Source organism: Flavobacterium terrae (assembly GCF_900142035.1).
Classification (GTDB): domain Bacteria; phylum Bacteroidota; class Bacteroidia; order Flavobacteriales; family Flavobacteriaceae; genus Flavobacterium; species Flavobacterium terrae.
In genome coordinates this window covers 85,964-101,051 of record NZ_FQZI01000001.1, presented here as the reverse complement: position 1 = coordinate 101,051, position 15,088 = coordinate 85,964, and the positions used below count along the sequence as shown (strand labels likewise).

Genomic DNA, 15,088 nt, shown 5'->3' with positions numbered 1-15,088 from the left:
AGAAATCTCAACTGTCTTTAAATGATTGAGAAAATAAATTATTTAAATTATTTAATCATGTTAAAAAACATTTTAAACTTAGACGGTGTTCAAAAGTTAACTAATAAAGAACAAAAAATAATCAGTGGTGGACTTAGAGATGATCAATGTGTAGTAACAGTTTTTACACAGGAACAATGTGCTGAATGGATGGGAAAATGGACTGCACCTAATAAATGTACAATAGTTAAACCTGTAACAGGACCAGACGATTATTTCGAATTTATTCTTTGTTAATTTATTTTGATATGTTAAAAAACATTTTAAACTTAGAGGGCGCTCTTGAATTGAGCAAAAAAGAACAAAAAACAATTAACGGAGGAATAACAAATCCTAGTGGATGTAGCCTTCCTCCTGGAAATGTTTGTGATTATACAATCAATGCTGAAGATTGTTTTAGTCTTTATGAAGGTGTTTACAACACTAAATGCAAATGTTGTATTAAAGGATAATTTTTAAAAATAAGATCATGTTAAAAAACCGCCTGATTATTCAGGCGGTTTTCATTACTTTTGCCAAAAACAAACTAAAAATTGAAAAAATTTCCTACATATATTCAGGCTGATGCTAAAGATTGTGGACCAACTTGTTTGAAGATTGTATCTAAATACTATGGCAGGACAATCAATATACAACAGTTACGAGATTACTCTGAGACTACCCGTGAGGGGAGTAATTTACTTTTTTTAAGTGATGCTGCAGAACGTATTGGGTTCAGAACTTTAGGTGTAAAGCTTGATTTAGAAAGTCTTCAAGAGGCTCCCTTGCCATGCATTTTGCATTGGAATAAGGAGCACTATGTGGTTTTATATGATATTAAAAAAGGTCAATATCGTATTTCGGATCCTGGTTTTGGTCTTATTGATTACAATGAGACGGAGTTTTTAAAATTTTGGATTGGAAATAATGCTGATGATAAAACTCCAGAAGGAGTTGCATTGTTACTAGAAACTACTCCTAAGTTTTTTGAAACTGATTTTGATAAAGAGGAAAAGAAAGCTTTAGGTTTTGGAATTTTGTATCAATATTTATGGAAATATAAATCCTTTCTTGTTCAGCTAAGTATTGGATTGTTAGCAGCAACATTATTGCAGCTAGTTTTTCCATTTTTAACTCAAAGTATAGTCGATGTTGGAATTCAAAATCAAAACATCAATTTTATCTATCTTATTCTCTTTGCGCAATTATTTTTATTTGCGGGTAGAACTGGAATAGAGCTTATACGAAGTTGGATTTTACTTCATCTATCTACAAGGATTAATATTTCACTGATTTCAGATTTCTTTATCAAATTGATGAATTTGCCAATTTCGTTCTTTGATGTACGAATGACTGGTGATATCATGCAACGTATTAATGATCATCGCCGAATTGAAAGAATTCTGACTACTTCGTCACTAAACGTAATTTTTTCTATTATCAACATGATAGTTATGGGTGGAGTTTTGGCCTATTATAATCTTCAGATATTCTTTGTTTTTTTTGCTGGAAGTATACTTTATTTTGGTTGGATAACTTTGTTTTTAAAACGAAGAGAGGCATTAGATTACAAGCGTTTTTCCGAAATAAGTCAGGAACAAAGCAAAGTTATGGAGTTAATTAATGGTATGCAGGAAATAAAACTCCATAATGCCGAAAAACAAAAAAGATGGGGTTGGGAACATGTTCAGGCAAGATTGTTTAAAGTGTCTATGAAAGGTTTAGTTTTAGAACAAACACAAACTATTGGTTCGTCAGTTATCAATGAATTAAAGAATATTTTTATTGTTTTTATTTCTGCTAAGTTGGTTATTGATGGAGATATTACTCTTGGTATGATGATGGCAATTAGTTCGATTGTTGGAAATTTAAATGGTCCAATAACTCAATTAATTGGTTTTGTTAGAGAATTGCAAGACGCTAAAATATCCTTAGCTCGTTTGTCAGAAATTCATGAAAAAGAAGATGAGGTTCAACAAGAAGAATTTCAAATGCATGATGTGCCAAATAATCAAGATATTCATGTAAAGAATTTAACCTACAGATATTTAGGTGCTGATATACCCGTTTTAGAAAATTTGGATTTAGTAATTCCTGCTAATAAGGTGACTGCGATTGTTGGGGTAAGCGGTAGTGGTAAAACCACTTTGATGAAATTACTTTTAAAGTTTTATGAGCCAGAAAAAGGAGAAGTTTTTGTTGGCAATGCACAACTTAAAAACATTTCACAGAAGGCATGGAGAAATAGTATTGGTGCAGTAATGCAAGAAGGTTTTATTTTTAATGATACTATTGCAAATAATATAGCTGTTGGAGTAGATAAAGTTGATAAGCAACGCTTAGCTTATGCAGCTGATGTGGCTAATATTACGGATTACATTAATGGACTTCCGTTAGGATATAATACTAAGATAGGACAAGAAGGTGTTGGAATGAGTACAGGGCAAAAACAACGATTACTCATTGCTAGAGCAGTTTATAAAAATCCCGAAATGTTGTTTTTTGATGAAGCTACTTCTGCTTTAGATGCTAACAACGAAAAGGAAATCATGAGAAAACTAGATTTGTTTTTCAAAGACAAAACTGTAGTAGTAATAGCGCACCGATTAAGTACAGTAATGAATGCTGACCAAATTGTGGTATTAGATAAAGGTAAAATTATCGAAATAGGAAGCCATTCCGCGTTAGTAGAGCAAAAAGGAAATTATTTTGAATTGGTTAGAAACCAATTACAATTAGGAAATTAATCATGGCACAAAATACATACGATACTTCTTTTGAACTTCGCAGTGAAGAAGTACAAGACATACTCTCAAAAGTTCCTAACTGGATGATTCGTTGGGGAACAGTTTTGATTTTTTCAATTATAGTGCTGATGTTTGTTATTTCATGGTTTTTGAAATATCCAGACATTGTGAGAACAGAAGTTGTTATAACGACAAATATTCCGCCAGAAAAAATGATGGCAAAAGCTTCCGGTAGAATTCAGAGTCTTTTGATAAAAGATAAAGCATTGGTAAAAGCAAATACACCATTAGCAGTAATTGAAAATGCTTCAAATTATGAAGATATCTTTAAATTGAAAAATGAATTAGAGGCTTTTCAAAAGAGAAATTTTAATGATTTTTCTTTTGTTAAATTCACTAATGCTCAATTTGGAGATATAGAGAGTGCTTATGCTGCTTTTCAAAAGGATTATATGGCCAATAGTTTGAATAAAAGCTTGACTCCTTATAAGGTAGAATCTTCTGCACAGCGTTCTGAAAGTTCACAAATTAAAGAACGATTGTCATTACTGATTCAGCAAAAATCGATTAATGAACAAGAACTTCAATTACAAAAAAGTGAATTGACTCGTTATACTAAGCTTCATGATAAAGGAGTAGTTTCTGATCAGGAATTTGAAAGTAAAAAAATGGCTTTTTTACAAGCTGAAAAAAATTATAAGAACTTATTGTCTTCAATTTCACAATTGCAATCTTCATTAATTGATAATACAAAAGCAATTAAAGGAAACGAAATAAACGATGTAAAAGAAACTGTTAATCTAGACAGGAATTTGTCACAATCTTTTTACCAACTTAAAAAAGCGATTAAAGATTGGGAACTTAACTATGTTTTGCAGTCAGGTATTGATGGGCAAGTAACTTTTACAAAGGTTTGGGTTAAAAATCAAACAGTTACTTCTGGAGAAGAAGTTTTTTCAGTTGTGCCTTCAGCAGGTGAAGGTTACATAGGAAAACTTAAAGCGCCTTCTCAAAATTCAGGAAAAATTAAAGTTGGTCAAAAAGTAAATGTTAGACTTTTAAATTATCCTGATAGAGAGTTTGGAATACTTAAAGGGAAAATACAAAATATAGCCTTAGTGCCAGACAAAGAAGGTAATATTGCAATTGATGTTGTGCTTCCAGAAGGAATGAAAACTAGTTATAAAAAAACAATTCCTTTCCAACAAGAAATGCGAGGATCTGCAGAAATTATTACAGAAGATTTAAGATTGCTTGAAAGAGTTTTGTATCAGTTTAGAGATATGCTGAAAACATCATAGTGGTTTTTACATTTTCAAATAAAAATCTTTAGTCAGTTCAATATATTGGGGAGTATATTGATGACGCGAAATTTCAATAATTAATTCATCTACTAAAGGGGTTTGCTGGATTCTTGTAAAGGCTAGTAAACTCCTTTTAATTTCAGATGTAGGTGTTCCTTTTACACGAGTAATTTTCAGTGGGAACAATTCTCTTTCTTGACAAAGAGCTACTATTTTTTCTTCTTCTTTAAAAGGTACAATTAAAGAGAAAATTCCATTGTCTGATAAAAAGAAATCGGCGGCTTCTACTAATTCTTCAAAAGGAAGTGAATCTTCAAAACGAGCATTATCTCGCAGTTCGTCACCTGATTTGTAATCATCGGTATAAAAAGGTGGATTGGAGACAATTAAATCAAATTCTTCTTCTACTTCTTCTACAAACTCATCTAATCCTGCATGATAACAATGCAAACGGTCATTCCATGGTGAATTTTCAAAATTCTCAGTAGCTTGTTCGTAAGCATTATCATCTATTTCAATAGCATCAATTTGTTCAGCATTACTACGTTGAGCTAGCATTAGAGCAATTAAACCTGTACCTGCTCCAATATCGAGTATGTTATAAGGATTATTGATTAATGGAGTCCAAGCTCCCAGCAAAACGCCATCAGTGCCTACTTTCATAGCACAGCGGTCTTGTTCTATTTTGAATTGTTTGAATTGAAACATGGCTGGAATTTAGAATTTTTATCCTAAATATAAGTCCACTAATCCTTCTGGAGTATTTAAAGAGATTGATTTATTGTTGCGATTAACTTCTACAATGAAATCGTCAATCATAGGAATCAAAATTTCGATTCCATCTTTGTCAATTTCAAATAAAGGTTGTGCAGCGCTGTCATTTATGGAAACAATTTTTCCAATGTTTCCTAAGCGTTTGTCAATAACATCAAAACCAATTACTTCGTGGTAATAAAATTTGTTGCCTTCTAGTTTGGGTAACATTGATAATGGAAGATATACTTCTCGGCCAATTAACTCATCGGCTTTTTCTTCGTTGTCAACATCTTCAAAACGAACTTTTAAGAAGTCGTTTTTGTGAAGTTGGGCATTTTCAATAAAAAATGGAACCAGATTTTTGTTGAATCCAACAAAAACTGATTCCAAATCTTCATACATTTCAGGTTCGTCAGTATCTAAATAGATAAGAACTTCCCCTTTGAAACTAAATTTTTTAGCGATTTTACCTAAATAGAAACAATCGTCTTTACGCATTATCGCCAGTTATAATTAAGCTTCTGTTTCTTCGTTGTTAGCTTCTTCAGCAGCAGGAGTTTCCTCTACAGTTGCTTCAACATCTGCAGGAGCTTCTACTTCTTCAGCAACCTCTTCTGTAGCTTCAGCAGCCTTAGCAGCTTCAGCTTGAGCAGCAGCACGTTTTTCGTTTGCAACTTTTTCAGCTTTTAAAGCTTCAGCTTTAGCATCTGCTTTAGATTTAGCTAAACCATCTTTCTTAGCATTAACTTTACCAGCTTTTTCATCTAACCAAGCGTTGAATTTAGCTTCAGCTTGCTCAGGAGTTAAAGCACCTTTACGTACTCCACCTTCTAAGTGATGTTTTAATAAAGCACCTTTGTAAGAAAGGATAGCTCTTGCAGTGTCAGTAGGCTGAGCACCGTTAAATAACCATGTAACTGCTTGATCAACATTTAAGTCGATAGTTGCAGGGTTAGTGTTTGGATTGTAAGTTCCTAATTTTTCTAAGAATTTACCATCTCTTTTTGATCTAGCATCAGCTGCTACGATCCAGTAAAAAGGTTTCCCTTTTTTACCGTGTCTTTGTAATCTAATTTTTACTGACATAATCTAATTGATTAATTTGAGGTACACGACCTCGTTATTTAAGGGTGCAAATATATAAAACTTTAGCATACAGTAGTATAATTTTTTTCTTTAATTTTTTAAGGTCAAAAAAATATTTTTGAAGAAAAACTTTAATTATCAGTTAATTGCCATCTTAATAGTCTACCTTTACCCAGAATTATAAAATTTATATATGAATATTTTTGTGGGAAGTCTTCCGTTTTCAATAGACGAAGCAGACTTAAGAGATTCTTTTGGAGTGTATGGTACTGTAACATCAGTAAAAATTATTACTGATAAATTCACAGGCCGTAGCAAAGGTTTCGGATTCGTTGAAATGTCAAATGACGAAGAAGCATTAAAAGCTATCCAAGAATTAAACGGTGCTACTGTTGATGGTCGTACGATTGTGGTAAACAAATCGGAACCAAAACCGGAAGGCGAAAGAAGAAGTTTTAATAACAACCGTTCAACGAGTGGTGGTTATGGAAACAACCGTGGTGGTGGAAACTATGGCGGAGGTAACAATAGAGGAGGAAGATACTAGACTTATTTTTTATATCATTGTTTTAAAACCATCTCATTCGAGATGGTTTTTTGTTTGTGTTAATAACAATTTTTGATTTCTCCGTTCTGAAAATGTACTTTTGTGTTTACCTAAAATTTGCTTGAAGCGTTTTGCTTAAAGCTTAAAAATCAGAGAAATGTATTTAATCTTCGATACCGAAACTACTGGATTACCGCGCAGTTGGTCAGCACCAATTACAGATACTGACAACTGGCCTCGTTGTATTCAAATTGCTTGGCAATTGCATGACGAGTTAGGAAATCTTATAGAACATCAAGATTATTTAGTCAAACCAGAAGGATTCAATATTCCTTATGACGCAGAGCGTATCCATGGTATTTCAACCGAATTGGCCATGGAACAAGGGATTGCTTTACAAGAAGTTTTAGAAAAATTCAATATTGCTTTATCAAAAGCCAAATATATTGTTGGACAAAATGTTGGTTTCGATGTGAACATCATGGGCTGTGAATTTCATCGTGTGGGAATTGATTCTGATATGGTTAAAATGCCAGTGTTAGATACCTGTACCGAAATTACTGCTGAATTATTAAAATTACCTGGTGGTAGAGGAGGAAGATATAAATTACCAACACTTACCGAATTACACGAATATTTATTTGGTGAGCCTTTTGCAGAAGCTCACAATGCAACTGCCGACGTAGAAGCTACTACTCGTTGTTTTTTAGAGTTAATTAAACGAGAGGTTTTTACAAAAGAAGAACTAGATGTTACTGAAGATTATTATAGTCGTTTTCGTGAGAACAATCCTCAAGAAATTAAATTAATTGGATTAAAACATATTAATTTAAAATCGGCTTCAGAGGAAATAAGAAAGCGATTGAATAAAATCCAGCAGGAAGAAGTCCTTTCTCCTGTTTCTGAAGAAGATGTAAAGGATTTAGAACATGCGTCATTTGCTCATTTACACAATCACACACAATTTTCAGTATTACAATCAACAATAGGAGTTCCTGATTTGGTTAATGCTGCAGCAAAAAATAAAATGTCAGCTGTAGCGATGACTGATACTGGAAACATGATGGGAGCCTTCCACTTTGTGAGTGCTGTAATGAATCATAATAAAGTGGTCAAGTCTAAAATTGATGAAGCCATTGCAGCAGGAGAAGAGCCCACAGAAGTCGAAATTAAACCTATTGTGGGTTGTGAGTTCTTTGTTTGTAACAACCATAAAGACAAATCTCAAAAGGATAATGGTTATCAAGTTGTTTTTCTAGCGAAAAATAAAAAAGGTTATCATAATTTGGCCAAAATGGCTTCGATTGCTTATACCGAAGGGTTTTATTATGTGCCTCGTATCGACCGTAGTGTAATCGAAAAATACAAAGAAGATCTTATTGTTTTATCTGGAAATTTATACGGTGAAATTCCAAGTAAAATTTTAAATATTGGCGAAAACCAAGCCGAAGAAGCATTGTTGTGGTGGAAATCTCTATTTGGGGATGATTTGTATCTCGAAATTATGAGACACAATCAAGAAGATGAAAATCGTGTCAACCAAACTTTAATTCAATTCGCTAGGAAACATAACGTCAAATTAGTTGCTACAAATAACACCTATTACGTAGCAAAAGAAGATGCCAATGCTCATGATATTTTATTGTGTGTCAAAGATGGTGAAAAGCAGGCTACACCAATAGGTCGTGGTCGAGGATATCGTTATGGTTTGCCTAATCAGGAGTATTATTTTAAGAGTCAAAACGAAATGAAAAAGCTCTTTTCTGATTTACCTGAGGCTATTATTAATATTCAAGAGATTGTTGATAAAGTTGAACCTTATTCATTATATAGAGATGTATTACTTCCAAAATTTGATATTCCTGATGAGTTTAAAGTAGAGGAAGATAAATTAGATGGCGGAGTAAGAGGTGAAAATGCCTATCTACGTCATCTTACCATGGAAGGTGCTAAAAGGAGATATGAAGAGATAACTTCTGAGATTCAAGAGCGTTTGGACTTTGAGTTGCTTACGATTTCCAATTCAGGATATCCTGGTTACTTTTTGATTGTACAAGATTTCATTGCTGAAGCTCGTAAAATGGGAGTGTCAGTTGGGCCAGGTCGTGGTTCTGCGGCGGGTTCTGCGGTAGCCTATTGCTTAGGAATTACCAATATTGACCCAATTAAATATGATTTGCTTTTTGAGCGTTTCCTGAACCCTGACCGTGTATCCATGCCCGATATTGATATTGACTTCGATGATGAAGGTCGTGGTTTGGTAATGGATTATGTAATCAATAAATATGGAGCAAATCAAGTAGCTCAAATTATTACCTATGGTAAAATGGCTACTAAATCGGCTATTCGTGATACGGCTCGTGTATTAGATTTGCCTTTATTTGAAGCTGATAGAATTGCGAAGTTGATTCCGGGAATGATGCCTTCAAAATGGAATTTGGCACGTTTCTTAAAAGAAGATGAAAGTGAAGTAAAAAAAGCATTACGTTCCGAAGAATTTGATCGTGTAAAAGAATTGATTGCCATTGCAAATGAAGGTGATTTAGCAGGAGAAACTATTCAGCAGGCAAAAGTTTTAGAAGGATCACTTCGTAATACTGGTATTCATGCTTGTGGTGTAATTATTACACCTGATGATATTACTAATTTCGTTCCGGTTACAACTGCAAAAGACTCTGATTTATATGTGACTCAGTTTGATAACTCAGTTGCAGAAAGTGCGGGATTGCTAAAAATGGACTTCTTGGGTTTGAAGACCCTTACTCTGATAAAAGATACAGTAAAACTGGTAAAATATCGAACAGGAATCGAATTAGATCCAGATACTTTCCCTATAGACGACCAAAAAACATATGAACTTTTCCAGCGTGGTGAAACTGTAGGTATTTTCCAGTACGAATCACCGGGAATGCAAAAATACATGAAGGAACTAAAACCCAATGTTTTTGGGGATTTGATTGCGATGAATGCATTATATCGTCCAGGACCATTGGAGTATATTCCTTCTTTCGTTCGTCGTAAAAACGGAGAGGAACCCATTACTTATGACTTGGATGCTTGCGAGGAATATTTAGCAGAAACCTATGGTATTACAGTATATCAGGAGCAGGTGATGCTTTTGTCACAGAAGTTAGCTAATTTCTCTAAAGGTGATGCCGATGTCCTTCGTAAAGCGATGGGTAAAAAGCAAAAGGATGTTCTTGACAAAATGAAGTCTAAGTTCATTGATCAAGCTATGGCTAATGGTCATGATGAAAAAAAATTAGATAAAATTTGGACAGACTGGGAAGCCTTTGCAAGTTACGCCTTCAATAAATCGCACTCAACATGTTATGCTTGGGTGGCTTATCAAACGGCTTATTTGAAAGCGCATTATCCTGCTGAATATATGGCTGCGGTACTTTCTAATAATATGAATGATATCAAACAGGTGTCTTTCTTTATGGAAGAGTGTAAGCGTATGGGATTAGCGGTTTTAGGGCCTGATGTTAATGAGTCATTTTATAAGTTCACTGTAAACGAAAACTATGCAGTTCGTTTTGGTATGGGAGCGATAAAGGGAGTTGGTGAAGGTGCAGTAAATACGATAGTTGAAAATAGGAAAGAGGGAAAATATAAATCCATCTTTGATTTGGCTAAACGAATTGATTTGCGATCAGCAAATAAAAAAGCATTCGAAAATCTAGCACTTTCAGGTGGTTTTGATTGTTTTACAGATACACATCGAGCACAGTATTTTCATCATGATGGAGATAATATTTGGTTCTTAGAAAAAGCGATGAAGTATGGTGCTAAGATGCAAGAAAATGAAAATTCATCACAAGTAAGTTTGTTTGGTGAATCTACAGAAGTTCAAATTCCTGAGCCAACAGTTCCGCCATGTGAAGAATGGCATACCATGGAAAAATTGGCCAGAGAAAAAGAAGTGGTAGGGATTTACATTTCAGGACATCCATTAGACGATTATAAGTTTGAAATGAAATATTTCTGTAACACAAGGTTGGAGTATCTAAATAGTCTAGAACAGTTTGTTGGCAAAAATGTGACCTTTGGAGGCATGGTGAACAATGTGCAGCATCGTACAGCTAAAAATGGAAAAGGATGGGCAACCTTCAATTTAGAAGGATATGATGAGAGTTTTGAATTTAGAATTTTTGATGAGGAATATTTAAAGTTCCGTCATTTCTTGGTACAAAATACATTTGTGTTCTTTAAAGTTAATGTAAAAGATGGTTGGGTAAACAGAGAGACAGGAAAAAAATCAGACCCTCGTTTACAGTTTTTAGAAGCTAAAATGTTAGCTGATGTATTATCAACTTTTGCTAAAAAAATCACTATTCTTTTTTCAATTAATGAACTAGAAGAAAATCTTGTAAACAATCTGTATAGTTTGTTTACTAGTAACAAAGGTGATCACCAAGTTACTTTTGAAGTAATGGAACTTGAAAAATTCAAAAAACAAGTAGAAATTTTAAATGAACCAATTGTTACTGAAAGCAATGATGATTCTGTAGATAATGATGTCGAAATCAGTGAAATAATTGAGCCAATAATGACCGAAGTCGAGGAGACAAGGGTTGTAAACAGGATAGCAATGCATAGTAGAAAACTTAAAATTAAGATTTCTAATGAGTTACTTTCTGAATTAGAGAAAATGCAAATAAATTTCAAATTAAATTAGGTTTTTTAAAAATAATGTAATATGAAATGCAAAAAAGGATTATGATATTAAGTTTCAGGGTTTTATTTTTGCGAAAAATATATTAACCCAAATTTTATCATGATTAAAAAGTTATTATTTGCAGGCATTATGGCATTTTCTGCTACTATGGTTGCGCAGACTACAGAAGAAAGTACTGTAACAGGTAAAAAAGGATTTTACTTTAAAGCAGGAGGTTCTTATTTTTTTCAAACAGTTGCTACAGAATTTCCTACTGTAAATGGACACGAAGCTAAAGAAGAAGTTTATAATTCAGATGGAACTGAATTATTGTCTTCGAAAAGTATTACTGGTTCTTTTGGAGAAGGATTTAGAACTAATTTAGGAGTTGGATACAGATTTACGGAGCGTTTAGCTTTCGAAATGGGAATTCATTACTATATTGGAAATTCAAGAAAAATGGCTTCTTATACTAATTTAGAAGATGGGAATACACAAGTAGCTCCTGGAGTTTTTGTTCCAACAGTTATTACTTTCCAATCTAAAGGACAAATTAAAGCTTTAGATTTGTCTCCATCATTAGTTTTAAATCTAGGAGAAACTAAAGGTTTTGAACCATACACTAAGGTTGGTGTGATTGTTCCTGTTTATGGTTTCTTAGAAATAAAAACAGATGCCACAAAATCTACAACTTCTGGAACTAAGTTAGCAGATGTTTATAAAAGAGATGTAGTAAAACCAAACCCAACTGTAGGTTTTATGGCAGCTTTAGGAACTTCTTATAAATTATCAGGAAAACTATCATTATATGGTGAAGTAGAATACAGAAACTTTACTGTTCATGGTAAAACTAAAGAAACTAAAGATTATGTTGTTAATGGACAAGATAGATTAAGCACATTGCCTTATTCTGAGATTCATACAAACTATGTAAATCATTTAGATACAAATTCAAATAATCCTGAAACTAATTCAACAGGTTATAACACTAATAATGCTAAAGATGAATTAAGTTCATATGTTGGTATCAGCGGTGTAGGTTTGACATTCGGAATACGTTACGATTTATAATATGTAAATCATCTTAATAGAAAGAGACCTAAAAGGTCTCTTTTTTTTATAAAATTATGTGAATAGTAGTTCCAAAGTCATTGCTTGTTTTAACTGTTATCTCAGCTTTTATAATTTTTGCTAAATCTCTGATAAGATGAAGGCCTAATCCTGATGAAATACCAGTTATTGTTGTCTCGTCGTATAAAGCTTTAAACTGCTCTTTTGTTCCTCCAGGACCATTATCATGTATACTTAAAATTACTTTATTATCTTTAGTATATGCTTTCCATTCAATTTTAGGGTTCTCGGTTTTTTCTAAAGCTTTAATAGCATTTCCGGTAAGGTTTCTTATTATGGTTTTTAAATAGTTTTCGTCTGCATAAAGCTCAATATTCTGGGTGTTTTCATAAGTAATTGAAATGTTTTCAAAATTAGAGAAATGATTTGCGGTATCAGAAAACAAAGAATCTACAGTGATTTTTTTAGGCTGAGGTTCAAAGTTCTCAATTTGACTTTTACTCCATAATAAAAGGTCTTCCATTGAAGATAAAAGATTTTCAGCCCCTTCTGTTGTTTTTTGTTTAAGTCTTTTTTCGCTTTCTTCATCCAATAATTCCGGGTGGTTTTCTTGAAGATGTAAAAAGCTAATTAAATTTGCAACAGGTCCTCTCAGATCGTGGTTTATAATACTAAAAAAGCGAGCTTTGGTTTTATTGGCTAGATCTAATTCAGTATTTAATTTTTCTAATTTTTTATTCGTCTTTTTTCGGTTTACATTTTGACGATATAATAAAGTGACAATTGTAAGTAAAAATAAAAATGCAATACCGAGATATATTTGTGTTTTTCTGGTATTTTCAATTTGTAAATTCTTTACTTTATTTTCGGCAGAAAGAAGATTAATCTTCTCTTGTTTATTTCTGTTTTGGAATTTTGCTTCAGCATTTGCAATACTTTGTTTTGCGGATTCACTTAGGACTTTTTCATTGGCTTTAGTATAGATGCTTTGGTAATAAAAGGCTTGTTTCCAATCTCCTATTTTAGCATAACTTTCAGATAATAACTGATTGATAACAATAAATGAATTTTTGTCAAATTCATAGGCGTGAGTCGAGGCTTGTTTTAAAACTTCAATAGCTGCGTTAAATTGTTTTTGACGGTAAAGTAATTTTCCTTGACTTACACGAGCTTCCATTAATATTTCCTCATCATTCGATTTTTCGGCAAAACGAATGGCTTTTTTTGCAAAAAAAGAAGCTTTGCTAATATCATCTTTGGCAATAAAGTATTCGGCCATATATCGATTTGCAGAACTTACACTGATATGAAGAGAATCTTCCTTGGAAACTAATTTATAAACCTCTTTGTAATATTTTGTAATGCTGTCAAGGTTGTTTTTTCCGGTATAACATTTTATATAGTCATTGTATAAAAAAGCTAATGAATTTGAAGAACCTTCCATATATGGTTTGGCATAATTAGAGTATTCAATTCCTTTATCGAATTGTTTCATCTTAATGTACGCTTGTCCAATTTGAGAATATGAAATTCCAATATTAACGATATTACTAGCGTCTTCTTTCGGGAATTTTTTTCGATATTCAATTGCTTTTAGTTTGTAGCCAATAAATGGTTCAATTTCAGATTTATCCAAATGATATTCTCCTAAACTCCCATTTAAAATACCTTGAGTATAAATGCTCTTAGTAGTGTCTAAAACTTCCTTGATGTATTTTATTAATTCTTCTCTTTTTTGAAATTGTTTGGTTGAGTAATACAAATAACTCAGTCGCATTATAGCTAAAGTTTCTTCTTTGAGGTTTTTATTTTTTTTTGCAAATCGCCAAGAAGCTTCAAAATAAGGTGTTGCTTTTTCATATTGGTTATTGTCATACTCATAACCATAAGCTTTATAAAAACTAAATCGAGAAAGTAAGTAAGTGTCTTCTTTGGATAAAGAAAGTCCTTTGTTTGCAACCGAAATTAGTTGTCTATAATTTTCGTTTTTTTTGATGGTTTCACATTCTTCTAATAGCCGAATGATTTCTTTGTTTCGGTTTTGTCCGAAGCCTAAAAGAGAAGTAAGGAGTAAAATCGCTATGATTTTTCTCATGCTATCAAACTTAGATTGTCTTTATAACTCCGACCAACCGGGATCGAAATGTTATTGTTTAATTCAATTTCCTGTGAACCAATTTTTTTTACGTATTGTTTTTGGACAGCAAAACTTCTGTGTATTCGAACAAACGATTGAAAATGGTTCTCTTTTAATAGTGTGCCAATGCTTGAAAGGACACAGTGTTTTTTTTGAGTTGTAACTACTAAAGTATAGTCTTTAAGCGCTTCTAAGTAAAGTATTTCATGAAGTTTTACTTTAGTTTGTTCGTGACCTTCTTTGATGTAAATCGTATCACCACCTATGCTAGATTCGAACAATTCAGCTTTTTGTTTAATTTCTAGAAACTCTTCAATTCGAGTAACAGTATTCTTGAAACGCTCACTTTTAAGAGGTTTGATTATAAAATCTAATGTTTCATAATCAAAACTTTCAACAGCATGTTCTGGATGTGCTGTTATAAAAACACAAACTGGAATTTGTGCTGCACTTTTTCTAATTTCAAAACCGCTGGTTTCAGGCATGTCAATATCTAAGAATAAAACATCTATTCTTTCTTTATTGCTTATCTCAAGAGCATCTTTTGCGTTGTCAAAAGAGCCTAATAAATTCAATTGAGGAAATTTCTTTACGTTAGAAATTGTCATCAATCTATCTATTTCGTCATCGTCAACAATGATGCAGTTTATTTGCTTCATAAGATTAGTTCATGCTTAAATATATAAAAAATAGAAAAACGATAAAAATGTTGTTCGTCTATTTTTAATGTCGTTTGTATATCGGTGTTTTTTTACTTGAAAA

At 32.7% G+C, this 15,088-nt stretch carries 12 protein-coding genes; 7 read left to right on the top strand and 5 right to left on the bottom strand.

Going from position 1 to position 15,088, the window contains the following annotated elements; genetic code table 11:
• Positions 1-21: 21 nt before the first annotated feature.
• From BUC09_RS00470 to BUC09_RS00455, 4 genes are all read left to right on the top strand, one after another.
• Positions 22-276 (top strand): hypothetical protein, encoded by a 255-nt coding sequence (locus BUC09_RS00470; protein ID WP_073307621.1) that lies wholly within the window; start codon positions 22-24, stop codon positions 274-276.
• Between the two features lie 11 nt (positions 277-287).
• Positions 288-491, top strand: a complete 204-nt coding sequence (locus BUC09_RS00465; RefSeq protein ID WP_073307619.1) for a hypothetical protein — start codon at positions 288-290, stop codon at positions 489-491.
• Positions 492-572: 81 nt separating this feature from the next.
• Positions 573-2,765, top strand: coding sequence for a peptidase domain-containing ABC transporter (locus BUC09_RS00460; protein WP_073307617.1), 2,193 nt, complete (start codon positions 573-575; stop codon positions 2,763-2,765).
• Between the two features lie 2 nt (positions 2,766-2,767).
• Positions 2,768-4,066: an HlyD family secretion protein gene (locus BUC09_RS00455; protein ID WP_073307615.1), complete on the top strand. Its 1,299-nt coding sequence runs from the start codon at positions 2,768-2,770 to the stop codon at positions 4,064-4,066.
• Positions 4,067-4,072: 6 nt separating this feature from the next.
• Here the strand turns inward: BUC09_RS00455 and BUC09_RS00450 are convergent, their stop codons facing one another.
• From BUC09_RS00450 to BUC09_RS00440, 3 genes are read right to left on the bottom strand one after another with little or no spacing between them, the layout of a single operon-like run.
• Complete coding sequence (locus BUC09_RS00450) at positions 4,073-4,777, bottom strand: tRNA1(Val) (adenine(37)-N6)-methyltransferase (RefSeq protein ID WP_073307613.1); 705 nt, start codon at positions 4,775-4,777, stop codon at positions 4,073-4,075.
• An 18-nt stretch (positions 4,778-4,795) separates the two neighbouring features.
• Complete coding sequence (gene rimM / locus BUC09_RS00445; protein WP_073307611.1) at positions 4,796-5,323, bottom strand: ribosome maturation factor RimM; 528 nt, start codon at positions 5,321-5,323, stop codon at positions 4,796-4,798.
• Positions 5,324-5,338: 15 nt separating this feature from the next.
• The gene (locus tag BUC09_RS00440; RefSeq protein ID WP_073307609.1) at positions 5,339-5,911 is read right to left on the bottom strand and encodes a 30S ribosomal protein S16; all 573 of its coding nucleotides are present in this window, start codon (positions 5,909-5,911) and stop codon (positions 5,339-5,341) included.
• 193 nt (positions 5,912-6,104) lie between these two features.
• Here BUC09_RS00440 and BUC09_RS00435 point away from each other — a divergent pair, with 193 nt between their 5' ends.
• The 3 genes from BUC09_RS00435 (at position 6,105) to BUC09_RS00425 (ending at position 12,189) form a co-directional block, all read left to right on the top strand.
• Positions 6,105-6,458 (top strand): RNA recognition motif domain-containing protein, encoded by a 354-nt coding sequence (locus BUC09_RS00435; RefSeq protein WP_073307607.1) that lies wholly within the window; start codon positions 6,105-6,107, stop codon positions 6,456-6,458.
• A gap of 157 nt (positions 6,459-6,615) precedes the next feature.
• On the top strand, positions 6,616-11,139 hold the full coding sequence (gene dnaE, locus BUC09_RS00430; RefSeq protein WP_073307605.1) for a DNA polymerase III subunit alpha: 4,524 nt from the start codon (positions 6,616-6,618) through the stop codon (positions 11,137-11,139).
• 99 nt (positions 11,140-11,238) lie between these two features.
• Complete coding sequence (locus tag BUC09_RS00425; protein WP_073307604.1) at positions 11,239-12,189, top strand: outer membrane beta-barrel protein; 951 nt, start codon at positions 11,239-11,241, stop codon at positions 12,187-12,189.
• Positions 12,190-12,235: 46 nt separating this feature from the next.
• Here BUC09_RS00425 and BUC09_RS00420 read toward each other — a convergent pair whose 3' ends face one another.
• On the bottom strand, positions 12,236-14,284 hold the full coding sequence (locus BUC09_RS00420; RefSeq protein WP_073307602.1) for a tetratricopeptide repeat-containing sensor histidine kinase: 2,049 nt from the start codon (positions 14,282-14,284) through the stop codon (positions 12,236-12,238).
• Complete coding sequence (locus tag BUC09_RS00415) at positions 14,281-14,985, bottom strand: LytR/AlgR family response regulator transcription factor (RefSeq protein WP_073307600.1); 705 nt, start codon at positions 14,983-14,985, stop codon at positions 14,281-14,283. The genes BUC09_RS00420 and BUC09_RS00415 overlap by 4 nt, the downstream gene beginning before the upstream one ends.
• Positions 14,986-15,088 lie beyond the last annotated feature (103 nt).

What these genes read in the sequence shown, in the direction of transcription:
- BUC09_RS00425 (WP_073307604.1), top strand. Translation starts at nt 11,239, where the DNA reads ATGATTAAAAAGTTATTATTTGCAGGCATTATGGCATTTTCTGCTACT.
- BUC09_RS00435 (WP_073307607.1), top strand. Translation starts at nt 6,105, where the DNA reads ATGAATATTTTTGTGGGAAGTCTTCCGTTTTCAATAGACGAAGCAGAC.
- BUC09_RS00465 (WP_073307619.1), top strand. Translation starts at nt 288, where the DNA reads ATGTTAAAAAACATTTTAAACTTAGAGGGCGCTCTTGAATTGAGCAAA.
- BUC09_RS00470 (WP_073307621.1), top strand. Translation starts at nt 22, where the DNA reads ATGATTGAGAAAATAAATTATTTAAATTATTTAATCATGTTAAAAAAC.
- BUC09_RS00420 (WP_073307602.1), bottom strand. Translation starts at nt 14,284, where the DNA reads ATGAGAAAAATCATAGCGATTTTACTCCTTACTTCTCTTTTAGGCTTC.
- BUC09_RS00450 (WP_073307613.1), bottom strand. Translation starts at nt 4,777, where the DNA reads ATGTTTCAATTCAAACAATTCAAAATAGAACAAGACCGCTGTGCTATG.
- BUC09_RS00440 (WP_073307609.1), bottom strand. Translation starts at nt 5,911, where the DNA reads ATGTCAGTAAAAATTAGATTACAAAGACACGGTAAAAAAGGGAAACCT.
- rimM (WP_073307611.1), bottom strand. Translation starts at nt 5,323, where the DNA reads ATGCGTAAAGACGATTGTTTCTATTTAGGTAAAATCGCTAAAAAATTT.
- BUC09_RS00415 (WP_073307600.1), bottom strand. Translation starts at nt 14,985, where the DNA reads ATGAAGCAAATAAACTGCATCATTGTTGACGATGACGAAATAGATAGA.
- dnaE (WP_073307605.1), top strand. Translation starts at nt 6,616, where the DNA reads ATGTATTTAATCTTCGATACCGAAACTACTGGATTACCGCGCAGTTGG.
- BUC09_RS00455 (WP_073307615.1), top strand. Translation starts at nt 2,768, where the DNA reads ATGGCACAAAATACATACGATACTTCTTTTGAACTTCGCAGTGAAGAA.